Genomic DNA, 17042 nt, shown 5'->3' with positions numbered 1-17042 from the left:
CTCCCGCGGTCCCCTGACCGCCTGGAACGGCCCCCGACCTGATGGTCGGGGGCCGTTCCGTGCGCACGGGGGAGCGTGTGGACCCGCCTGTCGGCCGGCGGCCGGGTCAGCCGGTGAGCGCCAGCAGGTGGGCGGCCACGCCCGGGGCGTGCGCGCTGCCGGCGGCGATGAGGAGGATGGTGTCGTCGCCCGCGATGGTGCCCATGACGTTCTCCACGCGCGCCTGGTCGATGACACTGGCGAGGAACTGCGCGGCCCCGGGCGGGGTGTGCAGCACCACGAGGTTCTCCGTGGGCTCGGCGGATATCAGCAGCTCCCGGGCCATGCTGGACAGCCGGCTGAGCTGGGCGTCGGAGCCGCGGCCGGGCAGGGCGCCGTCGTCGCCCTCGGCGGGCAGCGCGTAGACCATCCCCCCGGGCCCGCGCGTCCGCACGGCGCCGAGGTCCACGAGGTCGCGCGAGAGCGTGCCCTGCGTGACGGAGAGCCCGCGGTCGCCCAGGGCGTCCGAGAGCTCGGCCTGGGACCGGATGCCGCGCGTGGCCAGGATCTCCCGGATGGCCGCCTGCCGGGCCGTCTTGGTGGTGGGGACCGCCATCAGCGCGGATCCTCGGCGAGGCCGGAGCGGTAGAGCAGCCAGGCCATCAGCGCCTTCTGGGCGTGCAGGCGGTTCTCGGCCTCGTCGAACACCACGGACTGCGGGCCGTCGATCACCTCCGCGCTCACCTCGTAGCCGCGGTACGCAGGCAGGCAGTGCAGGAAGATCGCGTCGCTCCCCGCGCGGGCCATGGCGGCCGCGTCCACCTGGTAGTCCCGGAACAGGGCCAGGCGCGCCTCCTTCTCGTCCTCCTGGCCCATGGAGACCCACGTGTCCGTCACGACGACGTCGGCGCCGTCCAGCGCCTCCGCCGCGTCCGTGGTCACCAGGACCGAGCCGCCGGTCTCGGCGGCCCGCTCCCGCGCCGCCGCCACCACGTGCTCGGCCGGCAGGTGCCCGGCGGGCCCGGCGATGCGCACGTGCATGCCCGCCGTGGCGCAGCCCAGCAGGTAGGAGTGGGCCATGTTGTTCGCGGCGTCCCCGAGGTAGGCCAGCACGCGGCCCTGCGTGCCGCCCAGGTGCTCGCGGACGGTGAGCAGGTCGGCGAGGATCTGGCACGGGTGGTAGTCGTCGCTCAGGGCGTTGACGACCGGCACGCGGGAGTGGGCGGCCATCTCCTCGAGGCCGGACTGGGCGAACGTGCGCCACACGATGATCCCGACCATGCGCTCGAGCACGCGGGCGGTGTCCGCCACGGACTCCTTGTGGCCCAGCTGCGACTCCCCCGGGTTCACGATCAGGGGGCTGCCGCCGAGCTCGGCGATGCCGGCCGCGAACGAGACGCGCGTGCGCGTGGAGGTCTTGTCGAAGAACACCACGCCCGTGCGGGGGCCGGCCAGCGGCCGGTGCGCGAACCGGTCGGTCTTCATCTGCGCGGCCAGGTCCAGGACCTCGGTCTGCTCCCCCGGGGTGAGGTCCGTGTCCACGAGGAAGTGGCGCACGGCGGCGGGGGCGGGGGTCGGGGCGGGGGTCACGAGGGGTCTCCTTCGGTGGTGGCGGCGGCCACGAGGGCGGGCAGCAGCTCGACGAACCGCTCCAGATCCTCGGCCGCGATGATGAGAGGCGGGGCCAGGCGCAGGGTGTCCGGGCCCGTGGCGTTGAGGATCCAGCCCGCCTCGAGGCCCGCGGCGACGACGGCGGGCGCCAGTCCGCCATCGGGCACGGGGCCGCGCGGCGCGGCGAGGTCCACGCCGATCCATAGCCCGTGGGCGCGCACGGCGGCCACCTCGGGCAGGTCGGCCAGCAGCTTCGCGGCGCGCTCGCCGGCGGCCCGCACGTGCTCGAGCAGGCCCTCGGAGCGGATCGTCTCCAGGACGGCCAGCCCCGCGGCGGTGGCCAGCGGGTTGCCGCCGAAGGTGGTGCCGTGCTGGCCCGCCGAAAGCAGACCGGACACCTCGGGGCCGACGCACACCAGGGCGCCGATCGGCACGCCGCCGCCCAGGCCCTTGGCCAGGGTGAAGGCGTCCGGCAGCACGGGGTCATCCGAGCCGGTCACGGAGGGGTTCTGGAAGCCGAACCAGGTGCCGGTGCGGCCCATGCCGGACTGGACCTCGTCCAGGATCATGAGGGCCCCGGCCTCGCGGGTGAGGGCGCGGACCTGGGCCAGGTAGCCGACGGGCCAGCCGTGCACGCCGGCCTCGCCCTGTACGGGCTCGAGGACCACGGCGGCCACGGTGGCGCCGGAGGCGTCCGGGGCGAGGGCGGCCCGCAGGGCGTCGACGTCGCCGCCGGGCACGTGCTCGACGCCCCCGGGCAGCGGCTCGAAGGGCGCCCGGTAGGCCTTCTTGTGGGTGAGGGCGAGCGCGCCCATGGTGCGCCCGTGGAAGGCCCGCTCGAGGGCGATGACGCGGGTGCGGCTGCCGGACGGGTCCTGCCCGCCGTGGCGCCGCGCGAGCTTGAACGCGGCCTCGTTGGCCTCCGTGCCCGAGTTCGCGAAGAACACGGTGGAGCCGGCGGGGGCGTCGGCGACGGCGAGCAGCTCCTCGGCGAGCCGGATCTGGGGCTCGGACGTGAACAGGTTGGACACGTGCCCGAGGCCGGCGATCTGCTCCCTCACGGCGCGCACCACCGCCGGGTGGGCGTGCCCGAGGGAGTTCACGGCGATTCCGGCGAGCAGGTCCGTGTAGCGGCGCCCGTCGGCGTCCCACACGTGCACGCCCTCCCCGCGCACCAGCACGCGGGCGGGACGGCCGAACACCCCGGTCAGGGAGTCCGCGTAGCGCGTCAGCAGCGCGTCCTGGGTGGTGCTCATGCGTCCTCCTGCACGGTCGTGGGGGCGGGGCGGCCGGCCGTGTCGGCGTCGGGCACCACCTGGGTGCCGACGCCGGCCGAGGTGAAGACCTCCAGCAGCATCGAGTGGGGGCGGCGCCCGTCCACCACGTGGGCGCGCTGCACGCCGGCGTCCACGGCGGCCAGGCAGGCGGCCATCTTGGGGATCATCCCGGAGGCCAGGGAGGGCAGCAGCGCCCGCAGCTGGCCCGCCGTCAGCGAGCTGATGAGCGACTCGCGGTCCGGCCAGTCCGCGTAGAGGCCCTCCACGTCCGTGAGGAGCACGAGCTTGGCGGCGCCGAGGGCGGAGGCGAGCGCGGCGGCCGCGGTGTCCGCGTTGACGTTGAGCACCTGGCCCGTGGGCTCGCCGTGCTCGTCGATCTCCGGTGCCACCGAGGAGACCACGGGGATGCGCCCGGAGCGGACCACGTCGAGGATCGCGGTCGGGTCCACGCCGGTGACCTCGCCGACCAGCCCGAGGTCCACCTCCTGCCCGTCCACCACGGCACCGGTGCGGCGGGCGCGCAGCAGGCCCGCGTCCTCGCCGGAGAATCCGACGGCGTAGGGGCCGTGGGAGTTCACGAGGCCCACGAGCTCGCGGCCCACCTGGCCGGTGAGGACCATGCGGACCACGTCCATGGCCTCCTCGGTGGTGACGCGCAGCCCGCCGCGGAACTCGGACTCGATGCCGAGCCGGTCCAGCATCGCGTTGATCTGCGGGCCGCCGCCGTGCACCACCACGGGGTGCACGCCCACGTGGTGCAGGAAGACGACGTCCTCGGCGAAGGCCCGGCGCAGCTCGTCCGAGACCATCGCGTTGCCGCCGTACTTGATCACCATGACCGAGCCGGCGAAGCGCTGGATCCACGGCAGCGCCTCGATGAGGACCTCGGCCTTGGACTCGGCACGGTCGAGCCGGTCGGCGGCGGAGAGGACGGGTGCGGCGGCCGTCGTGACGGGGTCGGGCTGACGGCTCGATGACTGGCTCATGGGGGCGGTCCTCATGTGGAGTAGGCGGAGTTCTCGTGCACGTAGTCGTGCGTCAGGTCGTTCGTCCAGACGGTCGCCTCGGCGTCGCCGGCGTGCAGGTCCACCTCCACGAGCACCTCCCGCGCGGACAGGTCCACGAGGGCGCGGTCCTCCCCCACGCCGGAGGCGCGGCACACCTGGACGCCGTTGAAGGAGACGTCCAGCGCATAGGGATCGAAGGCGGCGACCTCCTCGGGGACGGTGCCGACGGCGGCGATGACGCGGCCCCAGTTGGGGTCCTGGCCGAAGATCGCGGCCTTGAACAGGTTGGAGCGGGTGACGGCCCGGGCCACGGCCTCGGCGGAGTCCTCCGTCTGCGCCCCGTGCACGCGCACGGCGACGTCGTGCGCGGCACCCTCGGCGTCCGCGACGAGCTGGCGGGACAGGTCCGCGCACACCTCGTGCAGGGTCGCGGCGAAGGCCTCGGGGTCCGGGGCGACGCCGGCGGCGCCCGAGGCCAGCAGGATCACCGTGTCGTTGGTGGACATGCAGCCGTCCGAGTCCACCCGGTTGAAGGTGGTGCGCACGGCCTCGGCGAGGGCCTCCTGCAGGACCGGCGCGGGCATGTCCGCGTCCGTGGTGATCACGCAGAGCATGGTGGCCATGCCGGGGGCGAGCATGCCCGCGCCCTTGGCCATGCCGCCCACGGTGAAGCCCTCGCCGCGGGCCTGGGCGGTCTTGGCCACGGTGTCCGTGGTCTTGATGGCCACGGCGGCGTCCTCGCCGCCGTCCGCGGACAGGGCGCCCGCCGCCGCGGCGACGCCCGCGAAGAGCCGCTCGCGGTCGAGGCGCTCGCCGATCAGCCCCGTGGAGCACACGAGCACGTCCCCGGGGGAGACGCCGAGGGCCTCGGCCGCGTGCTCCGCGGTCGCGTGCGCGTCCTGGAAGCCGGGGGCGCCGGTGGCGGCGTTCGCGCCGCCGGAGTTGAGCACCACCGCGTCCGCGCGGCCGTCCGAGACGGCCTGGCGCGACCACAGCACAGGGGCGGCGGCCACGCGGTTGGCGGTGAAGACGGCGGCGGCCGCCCGGCGCGGGCCGTCGTTGACGACGACGGCCACGTCCGGCGTGCCGGAGGCCTTGAGGCCGGCGGTGACGCCGGCGGCGCGGAATCCCTGGGCTGCGGTGACGCTCACGGTGCGACCCCCTGCTGCTCGAGCCCCGCCTGCTCCGGCAGGCCCAGGGCGATGTTCATGGACTGCACGGCGCCTCCGGCGGTGCCCTTGGTGAGGTTGTCGAGGGCCGCGGTGACGATCACGCGGCCGGCCCGCTCGTCCACGGCCAGCTGCATCTGCACGTGGTTGGAGCCCAGGACGGACTTCGTCGCCGGCCACTGCCCCTCGGGCAGGAGGTGGACGAACCGCTCGTCCGCGTACGCCCGCTCCCAGGCGCCGCGCACCGCCGCCGGGTCCGCGCCGGGCCGCAGCCGCGCCGTCGCCGTGGCGAGGATGCCGCGGGCCATGGGGGCCAGGGTCGGGGTGAAGCTGATCTGCACCCGCTCCCCCGCGGTCTGGGAGAGCCCCTGCTCGATCTCGGGGGTGTGGCGGTGGCCGCCGCCCACGCCGTAGGGGCTCATGCCGCCCATGACCTCGGAGCCGAGCAGGTGGGGCTTGGCGGCCTTGCCGGCGCCGGAGGTGCCCGAGGCCGCGACGATCACCACGTCCTGCGGCTCCAGCAGCCCGGCCGCGAAGCCGGGGGCCAGAGCGAGGATCGAGGTGGTGGGGTAGCAGCCGGGGACGGCGATGCGCCGCGTGCCGGCCAGGCGCTCGCGCTGGCCCGGCAGCTCGGGCAGGCCGTACGGCCACGTGCCGGCGTGCTCCGATCCGTAGAAGCGCTCCCACGCCTCCGCGGACTCGAGGCGGTGGTCCGCCCCGGCGTCGATCACGAGGGTCTCGGGCGAGCGCTCGGCGATCTGGGCCGCGAGCGCGCCGGAGGCCCCGTGGGGCAGGGCGAGGATCACGACGTCGTGCCCGGCGAGCACGTCCGCGGTGGTGTCCTGCAGGACCCGGTCCGCGAGCGCGTGCAGGTGCGGCTGCAGCGCCCCGAGGCGCTCGCCGGCGTTCGCATGGGCCGTGACGGCCCCGACGGAGACGTCGGGATGGCCGGCGAGCAGGCGCAGGGCCTCTCCCCCGGCGTAGCCGGTGGCCCCGGAGACGGCGACGGTGTGTGTCATGCCGGCCAGCCTAGCCCATGTATTCCGTTCTCGGAATATGTATGCACACGAGGGCCGCCCGCGGCGCCCGGCCCCGCCTCGTAGAGTGCACGCATGAGCTCCCCCGCACCGACACCCCGCACCCATCACGCCGTCGTCGCCGAGACCACGGGCGGCCCCGAGGTCCTGCGCTGGACGGAGGCGGAGGTCCCCCGCCCGGGGCCCGGGGAGGTCCTCGTGCGGACCGCTGCGGCGGGGCTCAACTTCATCGAGACGTACCAGCGCTCCGGCGTGTACGACGTGGAGCGCCCGTTCACCCCCGGCACGGAGGGCGCGGGCACCGTCGTCGAGGTCGGGGACGGCGTGGACGCCTCCCTGCGCGGCACGCGGGTGGCGACGGCGGCCGGGCGCGCCACGTACGCCGAGCATTTCCTCGCCCCCGTGGACGGGCTGCTGGCGGTGCCGGAGGCGGTGGACCTCGCGGACGCGGCCGCCCTGCCGCTGCAGGGCATGACCGCCCACTACCTCTGCCGCTCGACCTTCCCCGTGGAGGAGGGCCAGACGGTGGTGGTCACCGCCGGCGCGGGCGGCGTCGGCCTGCTCCTCACCCAGCTGGCGGCCGCGCGCGGCGCGCGGGTGATCACGACGGCCTCGACGGAGGCCAAGCGGGAGCTGTCCCGCGCGGCGGGCGCCGCGGCGTCGGTCGACTACGCCCACCTGCGGGATGCCGTGGCCGAGGCCACGGACGGGGCGGGCGCGCACGCGGTGTTCGACGGCGTCGGCAAGGACACCTTCGAGGACTCCCTGGCCGTGCTGCGGGTGCGCGGCATGCTGGTGCTCTTCGGCGGCGCGTCCGGCCAGGTGCCGCCGTTGGACCTCCAGCGGCTGAACTCCGGGGGTGCCCTGTTCGTGACCCGGCCCTCGCTCGCGCACTACACGCGCACCGCCGAGGAGACCCGCTGGCGGGGCGGGGAGCTGTTCGGCGCGTGGGCGGACGGCCGGCTCGACGTGCGCATCGGCGCGCGGATCCCGCTCGCCGAGGCCGCCCGGGCCCACGCGGCGCTGGAGTCCCGGGCCACCACGGGCAAGGTGCTCCTCACCCTGGACTGACCCCGTGCGGTGTCGCGGGAGCCAAGGTGAACAGCAGGTGAACTAGACTGGACCGGCTCGACACCTGCGTGCCCGTCCTCCGCCCGCCCCTCGCCCATCCGTCCGAGGAGGTCCCGTGACCGCACCGACGTCCCCCGTCCATCCGCCCCAGCTCCCCGGATCCGACCGCACGCCCGCGCCGCGCACCCTCATCGACGTCCTCGAGGCCACCGTCCGGGCCCACCCGGACGCGCCGGCCCTCGACGACGGCACCGCGTCGATGACCTACGCCGACCTGCAGGAGCGCGTCCTCGCCTCCGCCCGCTTCCTCGCCGACCACGGCATCGGCGCGGGCGACCGCGTCGGCGTGCGGATCGCCTCGGGGACGGCCGGCCTCTACGTCTCGATCCTCGCCGTGCTGGCCGTGGGGGCCGCCTACGTCCCCGTGGACGCGGACGACCCCGACGAGCGCGCCCGCCTGGTGTTCGGCGAGGCCCGCGTGGCCGGTGTCCTGACGGGCGAGCGGCGCCTGGCGGCGCCGACGGCCGCCGACGGAGGGCCGGGGACGACGGGCGGCGACGACGGCCCCTCCGAGGCCCGGCCGCCCCGCCTGGACGACGACGCCTGGATCATCTTCACCTCCGGCTCGACCGGCACCCCCAAGGGCGTGGCCGTCTTCCACCGCTCCGCCGCGGCGTTCGTGGACGCCGAGGCGCGGCTCTTCCTCGCCGAGGACCCGCTCGGGCCCGGCGACCGCGTCCTCGCCGGCCTCTCGGTCGCCTTCGACGCCTCGTGCGAGGAGATGTGGCTCGCCTGGCGGCACGGCGCGTGCCTCGTGCCCGCCCCCCGCGCCCTCGTGCGCTCCGGGATGGACCTGGGTCCGTGGCTTGCCGAGCGGCGCATCTCCGCGGTCTCCACCGTGCCCACCCTGGCCGCCATGTGGCCCACGGAGGCCCTGGACAACGTGCGCCTGCTGATCTTCGGCGGGGAGGCGTGCCCCCCGGAGCTCGCGGCACGCCTGGCCGTGCCCGGGCGGGAGGTGTGGAACACCTACGGCCCCACGGAGGCCACCGTGGTGGCGTGCGCCGCCCCGCTGACCGGGGAGGGCCCCGTGCGCATCGGCCTGCCCCTGGACGGCTGGGACCTGGCCGTCGTCGACCCCGCGACGGGTGTGCCCGTGGCGGCCGGGGAGAGCGGCGAGCTGATCATCGGCGGCGTCGGGCTCGCCCGCTACCTCGACCCGGCGAAGGACGCCGAGAAGTACGCCCCGATGCCCACGCTGGGCTGGGACCGCGCCTACCGCTCCGGGGACCTCGTGGTGCACGACCCCGCGGGGCTCGTGTTCCTCGGCCGGGCGGACGACCAGGTGAAGGTCGGCGGCCGGCGCATCGAGCTCGGCGAGGTGGACACCGCCCTGCAGAACCTGCCCGGCGTGCAGGGCGGCGCCGCGGCGGTGCGGACCACCCCGGCCGGCAACCAGCTCCTGATCGGCTACCTCAAGCCCACCGGCCCCCTCGAGGACTTCGACCTGGACGCCGCCCACGACCGGCTGACCGAGGAGCTGCCCGCGGCGATCGTCCCGCGACTGGCCCTCGTGGACACGCTGCCGACCAAGACCTCGGGCAAGGTGGACCGCCACGCCCTGCCGTGGCCCCTGCCAGGCACCGCGGCGGACGAGGCCGACGCCCCCGACGAGTCGACCCCGGACGGCTGGATCCTGGCCCAGTGGGCCGCCGTGCTCGGCTCCGCCCCGGCCTCCGGCGGGACCGACTTCTTCTCCGCCGGAGGCGGTTCCCTCGCCGCGGCCCAGCTCGTGGCCCGCCTGCGCGGACGCCACCCCGCCGTGACCGTCCAGGACGTGTACCGCCACCCCACCGCCGACGGCCTCGTGGCCGCCGTCCTCGGGGACGACGACGACGGGAGCCCCCGCCTCGAGGTGCACGAGCGGGAGGTGACCTCCACGCGCCGCCGGACGCAGTGGACGCAGACCCTGGTCGGCCTGCCCGTGTTCGTGCTGCCGGCGCTGCGGCTGGGGGTGTGGACCGGCGTGGCGGTGAACCTGATCGCGTCGGCCGGGCTCATCCCCGGCCTGCCCACGGTGTCCTGGTGGGCCCTGCTGGTGGTCGGTCTCCTCGTGGTCGCCGCCCCCGGGCGCATGCTCCTGGCCGCGCTGGCCGCCCGCCTGCTCCTGCGAGGCGTGGGCCCCGGCGTGCATCCGCGCGGCGGACGCGTGCACCTGCGCCTGTGGCTGGCCCAGCAGGTCACCGACCTCGTGGATCCCTATTCGCTCGCGGGGGCCGGGTGGATCACCGCGTACGCGCGCCTGCTCGGCAACGAGATCGGCCGCGACGTGGACCTGCACACGATCCCGCCGGTGACCGGGCTGCTCTCGGTCGGCGAGGGCGCCTCGATCGAGCCCGAGGTGGACCTCTCCGGCTACTGGGTGGACGGCGACGTCGTGCGCATCGGCCGGATCCGCATCGGCGCGGGCGCCGTGGTGGGTTCCCGCTCGACACTGCTGCCGGGCGCCCGGGTGGGCGCGGGTGCCCACGTGGAGGCCGGCTCCACCGTGGTCGGGCGGCTGCGCGGCGGACAGCGGCACGGCGGCTCCCCCGCCGCCAGGACCGGGAAGGTCCGCCGGGACCGGGCCATCGAGGCCGCCCCGCCCCGGAGCCCGGGGTGGAGCGTGCTCTCCGCCCTGGCGTCGACGGTCCTGGCCCTCCTGCCCCTGGTCGCCGCCGCGGCCGCCGGCGGCGTGGGGCTGTGGTCGCTGACGTGGTGGCCGCCGGTGACGGGCGGGACGTCCGCGTCGGCGGCCGTCGGGACCCTCACCGGCCGCCTCCTGGCGGCCAGCCCGCTGATCGCCGCCGTCTGGTTCGCGGCGCAGCTGCTGCTCGTGCTCGCGGCGGTGCGGCTGCTCTCCCTCGGCGTCACCGCCGGCCGGCACCCCGTGCGCTCGCGCGTGGGGTGGCAGATCTGGGCGATCGAACGGGTCCTCGACACCGCCCGGGACCAGCTCTTCCCGATCTACGCCTCCCGGCTGACCCCCACCTGGCTGCGCCTGCTCGGGGCGCGGATCGGCCGGGACGTCGAGGCCTCCACGGTGGTGCTGCTGCCCACCATGACGCAGGTGGGCGACGGCGCGTTCCTCGCGGACGACACGATGATCTCCTCCTACACGCTCGAGGGCGGCTGGATGCACGTGGCGCCCGCCAAGGTGGGCAAGCGGTCGTTCGTCGGCAACTCCGGCATGGTGCCCGGCGGCCGCACGCTGCGCCGCGACTCGCTCGTGGCCGTGCTGTCCACCACCCCGGCCAAGACCCAGAGGGGCAGTTCGTGGATGGGCTCCCCACCCGTGCGCCTGCGCCGCACCGAGGTCGACGCCGACGCCTCTCTCACCTATGCCCCGCCGGCCCGCCTCAAGGCCGCCCGCTCGGCCTGGGAGGCGCTGCGCGCGATCCCGGTGTGGCTGCACGTCGCCCTCACCATCGCCGTCGGCGGCGCCCTCACCGGGCTCGCGGCCCTGGGCTCGTGGTGGCTGGCCGCGCTGCTCGGCGGCGCCGTGCTGCTGCTCGCGGGCGCGGTGGCGGCGCTGATCACGGTGGCGGCCAAGCGCCTCTTCGTGGGCCGCATCCGCACGGGTGAGCACCCCCTGTGGTCCTCCTTCATCTGGCGCAACGAGGTGGCGGACACCTTCACCGAGTTCCTGGCGGCCCCGTGGTTCTCCCGCGCCGCCGCCGGCACGCCCGCCCTCGTGTGGTTCCTGCGCGCCATGGGCGCGCGGATCGGCCGCGGGGCGTGGGTGGAGTCCTACTGGCTGCCGGAGGCGGACCTCGTGACCCTGGGCGACGGCGCCACCGTGAACCGCGGCTGCGTGGTCCAGACCCATCTGTTCCACGACCGCGTCATGGCCCTGGACGAGGTGGTGCTCGAGGCCGGCGCCACGCTGGGTCCGAACTCCGTGGTCCTGCCCGCCGCGCGCCTCGGCGCGGGCACCACCGTGGGCGCCGGCTCGCTGGTGATGCGCGGCGAGCACCTGCCCGGCGGCACGTGGTGGCTGGGCAACCCCGTCTCCCCGTGGCGCCGCCCCGGCCGGACGCCCGGCGCGCGTCCCGTGGGAACCGGCTCCACGGCGGCCCCGCCCGCCGCCGAGGACACGCGGCCCTCCCCCGCCTCCGCCCCCCACCCCACCACCGAAGGAGCCGAGCGATGAGCACCGACCCCTACCTGCCCGGCATCGGCACCGATGCCGCGACCGTGGAGCACCTGCGGGTGGACCTCGACGTGCGGCTGGCGGCGAACCGCGTGGCCGGCACGGCGGTCCTGCACCTGCGCCTGCTGCGCCAGGCGGCCGAGGTCGAGCTCGACCTGCACCGCCTGACCGTGGACGAGGCCCGCGCCGCCGTCGACGGGCGCGCCCTGCGCGTGCGGGCCACCCGCCCGCGGCCCCGGCCGCACCGGGTGGTGGTGGCCCTCGGGGAATTCCTGCCGGCGGGCACCGCGGTGGAGCTGACCCTGCGCTACTCGGGCCACCCGGTCCCGCGGCGCAGTCCGTGGGGGACGATCGGCTGGGAGGAGCTGACGGACGGGGTGCTGGTGGCCGGCCAGCCGCACGGGGCGTCCACGTGGGTGCCGTGCATCGACTCCCCCGCCGTGCGCCAGACGGCGGACATCACCCTCACCACCGACGCCGGCTACCTCCCGCTGGCCAACGGGCGCGGCACCCGCGTCCGCACGCGGGGCTCGCGCGAGACGTGGCGCTGGGTGCTGGACCGCCCCGTGCCCGCCTACCTGCTGACGGTGCAGATCGGCCGCTACCGCCAGGTGACCGCCCCGGGCAGCGCGGGCGCCCCGGGGGTGCCGCCGCTGCGGCTCGTGGTCTCCCCCCGCCACCAGGCGCGGGCCGAGCAGGCGATGGCCGCCCAGGGACGCATGATGCAGACGTTCGTGGCGGCCTACGGGCCGTACCCGTTCGAGGACTACGCGGCCGTGGTGGCGGACGAGGTCCTGGAGATCCCGCTCGAGGCGGCCGGGCTCTCCCTGTTCGGCACCAACCACCTGGACGGCTCGTGGGAGTCGGAGCGGCTGATCGCCCACGAGATGGCCCACCAGTGGTTCGGCAACGCCGTCACGCTGGGCCGCTGGTCCGACCTGTGGCTGCACGAGGGCTTCGCCTGCTACTCCGAATGGCTGTGGGCCGAGGCCACCGGCCGGTCCTCCGTGACGTCCATGGCGCGGCGGGCCTGGCAGGGGCTGCAGGCGCAGCCGGAGGACCTCGTCCTCGCAGACCCCGGGCCCGAGGACATGTTCGACGACCGCGTGTACAAGCGCGGCGCCCTCACCGTGGTGGCCCTGCGGCGGCTGCTGGGCGACGCCGCCTTCGGCGAGGCGGTGCGCGACTGGGTGGCCCGCCACGCGTTCGCCACCGTGGACTCCACGGGCCTGCGCGCCCACCTCCACGGCTGGGCGCCCCGTGCCGGGGTCCCGGTCGGCGACCTCGACGCCGTCCTCGACGCCTGGACCCTCCGCCCCGAGCTGCCCGCCTTCCCGGGCTGAGCACGGAGCGCCGGCCGGGCTCAGCGGGTCGGGACGCGCAGGGCGAGCGCCCCGCGCACGGCCGGCGGCAGCCCCGCGGCCCGGAGGAGCTCCTGACCCAGGTCGACGACGGCGTCCCCCGGCCCCGGCGAGAGCGCCGGCACGTCCGCCGGATCGCCCGTGAAGCCCGTCCCCGCGGCCTTGACCAGGGCCTCCTTGCGGGTCCACAGCCGCGCCCGCGCGGCGGGCCGGTCGGCCGGTGCGAGGCCGGCGAGCCACGTCCGCTCGGCGGTGGAGAAGCCGACCCCTCCCAGGCCGTCCGGGGCGGCGAGGGCGGGGGCGTCGATGCGCTCGAGGTCGAGGCCGAGGCCCGAGCCCGGCGGCGCCGGGGCGGGGCCCGGCGTCCACCAGGCGGCCACCCGCAGGGGCGCGCCGTCGTCGTCGGCCACACCGGACAGGGACACCAGGACCCGCCGCCCCGCGGGCAGGCCGGTGAGCCGCGGGGCGCCGTGCTCCCCGGAGCCGCACGCCGGGCACCGCCGCGCCAGCCCGAGGGGTCCGGGGTCCTCGCCCCACACCGCGGACAGGGCCGCCCGGACCCGCTCCCGGAGGGCGGCGTCGTCCGGCCGCGCCGGGCTCCCGGCCCCGGACACGGCGACGGCCGCCCCCGCAGAGGCGGGGACGGCCGTCGTCAGGCCCCACACGCCCGGCAGGGCGGCCGCGGGGCGGGCGGTCATGCTCAGCGCTGGACCGCGCCGTGGCGCTCGGCCGCGAGCGCGGTGGCGGCCGAGCGGGCCTCGGAGGCCTCGTCCGCGGTGAGCGTGCGGTCCGGCGCGCGGAAGCGGAGCGTGAACGCGAGGGACTTGTGGCCCTCCGGCACGCCGGTCCCCTCGTAGACGTCGAACAGGGCGACGTCCTCGAGCAGGTCCCCGGCGCCCTCGGCCAGGGTGGCGCGGACGTCGCCGGCCACCACGTCCGACGCCACCACGAGCGCGACGTCCTGGGTGGAGGCCGGGTACGTGGACAGCGGCCGGGCCACCACGCGCTCGGCCGAGGCGGCCACCACGGCGTCGAGGTCGAGCTCGAAGGCGCCCGTGCGCGCGGGCATGTCCGCGTCCTCCAGCCACGCGGGCAGCAGCTCGCCGGCCACGCCCACCGCGGTGCCGTCCAGCAGGGACAGCTGCGCGGTGCGGCCCGGGTGGAACGCCTGATGCGCGCCCTGGGACACCGTGAGCTCCACGCCCACGGCGCGACCGACCGCGAGCGCCGCGTCGATCGGGTCCTGCCAGTCGAAGGCGCGCGGGGCGAACCCGGCGCCCGGGGCGGCCTCGTGCCCGGCGAAGGCGCCGGCCACGTGGCGCGGCTGGTCCGGGATGCCGGCGTCCAGCGCGGCCAGGGTCTCCGCCGAGGGCTGCACGCCCACCGGCTCGTTCGAGGGCGAGCCGAGGGACTCGCCCGGCAGGAACACGGCGCCGACCTCGTACAGGGCCACGTCCTTGAAGCCGCGGGCGGCGTTGCGCCGCACGGCCTCCAGCAGGTTCGGCAGCAGCGAGGTCCGCAGCCAGCCGAACTCGGAGGAGATGGGGTTGGCCAGGCGCACCATGCGCTGGGCCGCGCCCTCGGCCTCCGTGGCGGAGCCGAACAGCCGGTTCTGGGCCTCGGACACGAACGGGTAGGTCAGCACCTCGGTCAGGCCGCCGCCGGCCAGCACGTCCGCCACGCGGCGGCGCTGGGCCTGCGCCCGGGTCAGACCGCGGCCGGGCGGGGCGACGGGGAGGGTCGAGGGGATGCGGTCGAAGCCGTCCAGGCGGGCGACCTCCTCCACGAGGTCCTCCGGCACGCGCAGGTCGTGCCGCCACGACGGCGCGGTCACCCGCAGCACGTCCCCGGCGTCCTCGACCTGCGCGCCGAGCATCTCGAGCAGCTCGACGACGCGCTCCCGCGGGTAGTCCACGCCGATGCGCCGGGAGGGGTACTCCGGGTCCAGCTCGACGACGACCGGCTCGGGTCGCCGGCCGACGTCGGTGACGCCCGCGGCGGCGGTGCCACCGGCCAGCTCGGTGAGCAGCTGCACGGCGCGCTCGGCGGCCTCGTCCGCGATCTCCCAGTCCACGCCGCGCTCGTTGCGCTTGGAGGCCTCGGAGGGCAGGCGGTGGCGGCGCCGGGTCCGGGCGATCGACACCGGGGCGAAGTGCGCGGACTCGATCAGCACGCGCGTGGTGGTCTCGGAGACCTCGGTGGCGGCGCCGCCCATGACGCCGGCCAGCCCGATCGCGCCGGACTCGTCCGCGATCACGAGGTCCTCGGGGTCGAGGGTGCGCTCCTTGTCGTCCAGGGTGCGCAGGGTCTCCCCCGCGGCGGCGCGGCGCACCGTGATCCCGCCGGTCAGGCGGTCCGCATCGTAGAAGTGCAGCGGCTGGCCGAGCTCCCACATCACGTAGTTGGAGACGTCCACGGCCAGGGAGTGCGGACGGATGCCGGCCAGGCGCAGGCGCGCGGCCATCCACGGCGGCGTGGCCGCGGCCGGGTCCACGCCCTCCACCACGCGTGCCACGAACCTGTCGCACCCGTCAGTCCCGTAGATCGGGGCCTCGTCCGCGAGCGTGACGGACGGGCCGGCGTCGTCCGCGGCGGGCGGGGTGACGCCGGCAGCCGGGTCGGTGAACGCGGTGCCGGTGGCGTGGGAGTACTCCCGGGCCATGCCGCGGATGCTGAACCCGTACGAGCGGTCCGGGGTGACGTTGACCTCGGCGGCCTGCTCGCGCAGCCCGAAGAGGTCGAACACGTCCGTGCCGACCTCCGCGTCCAGGCCGAGGTCGGAGAGCACGATGATGCCCTCGTGGTCGTCGCCGAGGCCGAGCTCGCGCATCGAGGCCATCATGCCGGCCGACACGTGGCCGTAGGTCTTGCGCGGGGAGATCCGGAAGTCGCCCGGCAGCACGGCGCCGGGCAGGCACACGACCACCTTGTCCCCGGCCTCGAAGTTCTGCGCGCCGCAGACGATGCCCTGCACGCCGGAGGGCTCCACGCCCTCGCCCGTGAGCGTCTGCTCGGCGCCCTCGGGCACCACGCGGACCTGGCACCAGTTGATGGTCTTGCCGTTCTTCTGCGGCTCGGGCTCCTTGGACAGCACCTGGCCGACGACGAGCGGGCCCGTGAGCCCGTCCGCGGGACGGTGCACGTCCTCCTCCTCGAAGCCGACCGTCACGAGGTCGGCGAGGACGTCCTCGGCGGTGGCGTCGGCCGGGACCTGCGCGAACTCGCGCAGCCAGTCAAGCGGGATACGCACGGGAAGATCAGAGCTCCATTCCGAAGTGCTGGGAGAAGCGGACGTCGCCTTCGATCATGTCCCGCATGTCCGGGACGTCGTTGCGGAACATGAGCGTGCGCTCGATGCCCATGCCGAACGCGAAGCCGGAGTACTCCTCCGGGTCGATGCCGGCCGAGCGCAGCACGTTCGGGTGGACCATGCCGCAGCCGCCCCACTCGATCCACTGCGGGCCGCCCTTGGCCTGGGGCTGCCACACGTCCATCTCGGCCGAGGGCTCGGTGAACGGGAAGAAGTTCGGACGCAGGCGGATGCGCGCCTCGGGGCCGAACATCTGCCGGGCGAAGGACTCGAGGGTGCCCCGCAGGTCCGCCATGGTGAGGCCTCGGTCCACGGCCAGGCCCTCGAACTGGTGGAACACCGGGGTGTGGGTGGCGTCCAGCTCGTCCGTGCGGAAGGTGCGGCCCGGGCAGAGCACGTACACCGGGGCGCCGCGCTCGAGCATGGAGCGCACCTGCACGGGCGAGGTGTGGGTGCGCAGCAGGAGGTTGGACTCGCGGGGCTCCACGAAGAAGGTGTCCTGCATCTCCCGCGCCGGGTGGTCCGGCGGGAAGTTCAGGGCGTTGAAGTTGAACCAGTCGTGCTCCAGCTCGGGGCCCTCGACGATCTCCCAGCCCATGCCCACGAAGATGTCCGAGACGCGCTCCTGCAACAGGGACAGCGGGTGGCGGGCGCCGGTCAGGCGACGCGTGGCGGCCGCCGTGACGTCCACGGCCTCCTCGCGGAGCATGCGCTCGGCGTGCTCGGCCTCGAGGACCTCGGTGCGGGCGGCGAGGGCCTGGGTGATGCGGCCGCGGGCGGCGCCCATGGTCTTGCCGGCGGTGGCCTTCTGGTCCTTCGGCAGGGTGCCGATGGACTTGTTCGCCAGCGTCAGCGGGGCGCGGTCGCCGGTGTGCGCCAGGCGCGCGGCCTTGAGCTCGTCGAGGTCCGCGGCGGCGGCGAACGCGGCGAGCGCGGCCTCCACGGCCGCGTCCACGGCGGCGGCGTCCACGGGGGAGATCTGCGGCGCGTCCACGGACGCGCCCGACTCGGGGCTGGATGTCATGGGT

General features: G+C 76.0%; 12 protein-coding genes. 3 read left to right on the top strand and 9 right to left on the bottom strand.

Going from position 1 to position 17042, the window contains the following annotated elements; translation table 11 throughout:
* Positions 1-106: 106 nt before the first annotated feature.
* Genes argR through argC form a run of 6 tightly spaced genes read right to left on the bottom strand, consistent with a single transcriptional unit; the run spans position 107 to position 6062 of the window.
* The gene (argR, locus tag BJ976_RS03870) at positions 107-595 is read right to left on the bottom strand and encodes an arginine repressor (protein WP_135029488.1); all 489 of its coding nucleotides are present in this window, start codon (positions 593-595) and stop codon (positions 107-109) included.
* Positions 595-1569, bottom strand: a complete 975-nt coding sequence (gene argF / locus BJ976_RS03865; RefSeq protein WP_135029490.1) for an ornithine carbamoyltransferase — start codon at positions 1567-1569, stop codon at positions 595-597. The genes argR and argF overlap by 1 nt, the downstream gene beginning before the upstream one ends.
* On the bottom strand, positions 1566-2846 hold the full coding sequence (locus BJ976_RS03860; protein WP_135029492.1) for an acetylornithine transaminase: 1281 nt from the start codon (positions 2844-2846) through the stop codon (positions 1566-1568). Before BJ976_RS03860 ends, argF begins: the two co-directional genes overlap by 4 nt.
* Positions 2843-3853 (bottom strand): acetylglutamate kinase, encoded by a 1011-nt coding sequence (argB, locus tag BJ976_RS03855; RefSeq protein ID WP_135029494.1) that lies wholly within the window; start codon positions 3851-3853, stop codon positions 2843-2845. The genes BJ976_RS03860 and argB overlap by 4 nt, the downstream gene beginning before the upstream one ends.
* Before the next feature lie 11 nt (positions 3854-3864).
* The gene (gene argJ, locus BJ976_RS03850) at positions 3865-5025 is read right to left on the bottom strand and encodes a bifunctional glutamate N-acetyltransferase/amino-acid acetyltransferase ArgJ (RefSeq protein ID WP_135029496.1); all 1161 of its coding nucleotides are present in this window, start codon (positions 5023-5025) and stop codon (positions 3865-3867) included.
* Positions 5022-6062 (bottom strand): N-acetyl-gamma-glutamyl-phosphate reductase, encoded by a 1041-nt coding sequence (gene argC, locus BJ976_RS03845; RefSeq protein WP_135029498.1) that lies wholly within the window; start codon positions 6060-6062, stop codon positions 5022-5024. Before argC ends, argJ begins: the two co-directional genes overlap by 4 nt.
* A gap of 93 nt (positions 6063-6155) precedes the next feature.
* On the opposite strand from argC, the gene BJ976_RS03840 reads away from it, so the two are divergent.
* From BJ976_RS03840 to BJ976_RS03830, 3 genes are all read left to right on the top strand, one after another.
* Entirely contained in the window at positions 6156-7151 is a 996-nt protein-coding gene (locus BJ976_RS03840; RefSeq protein WP_135029500.1) for a quinone oxidoreductase family protein, read from the top strand.
* A gap of 115 nt (positions 7152-7266) precedes the next feature.
* The gene (locus BJ976_RS03835; RefSeq protein WP_229667366.1) at positions 7267-11343 is read left to right on the top strand and encodes a Pls/PosA family non-ribosomal peptide synthetase; all 4077 of its coding nucleotides are present in this window, start codon (positions 7267-7269) and stop codon (positions 11341-11343) included.
* Positions 11340-12686, top strand: coding sequence for a M1 family metallopeptidase (locus BJ976_RS03830; RefSeq protein ID WP_135029502.1), 1347 nt, complete (start codon positions 11340-11342; stop codon positions 12684-12686). The genes BJ976_RS03835 and BJ976_RS03830 overlap by 4 nt, the downstream gene beginning before the upstream one ends.
* Positions 12687-12706: 20 nt before the next feature.
* Here the strand turns inward: BJ976_RS03830 and BJ976_RS03825 are convergent, their stop codons facing one another.
* From BJ976_RS03825 to pheS, 3 genes are read right to left on the bottom strand one after another with little or no spacing between them, the layout of a single operon-like run.
* Positions 12707-13402, bottom strand: coding sequence for a 4'-phosphopantetheinyl transferase superfamily protein (locus tag BJ976_RS03825; protein ID WP_135029504.1), 696 nt, complete (start codon positions 13400-13402; stop codon positions 12707-12709).
* Between the two features lie 2 nt (positions 13403-13404).
* A complete protein-coding gene (gene pheT, locus BJ976_RS03820; RefSeq protein ID WP_135029506.1) occupies positions 13405-15954 on the bottom strand; it encodes a phenylalanine--tRNA ligase subunit beta in 2550 nt (849 codons plus the stop codon).
* A 7-nt stretch (positions 15955-15961) separates the two neighbouring features.
* Entirely contained in the window at positions 15962-17038 is a 1077-nt protein-coding gene (gene pheS, locus BJ976_RS03815; protein ID WP_135029508.1) for a phenylalanine--tRNA ligase subunit alpha, read from the bottom strand.
* Between the last annotated feature and the right edge of the window lie 4 nt (positions 17039-17042).

Source organism: Micrococcus flavus (assembly GCF_014204815.1).
Lineage (GTDB): Bacteria > Actinomycetota > Actinomycetes > Actinomycetales > Micrococcaceae > Micrococcus > Micrococcus flavus.
Note: the sequence above shows the minus strand (reverse complement) of the source record. Positions and strands in the feature narration are given on the sequence as shown.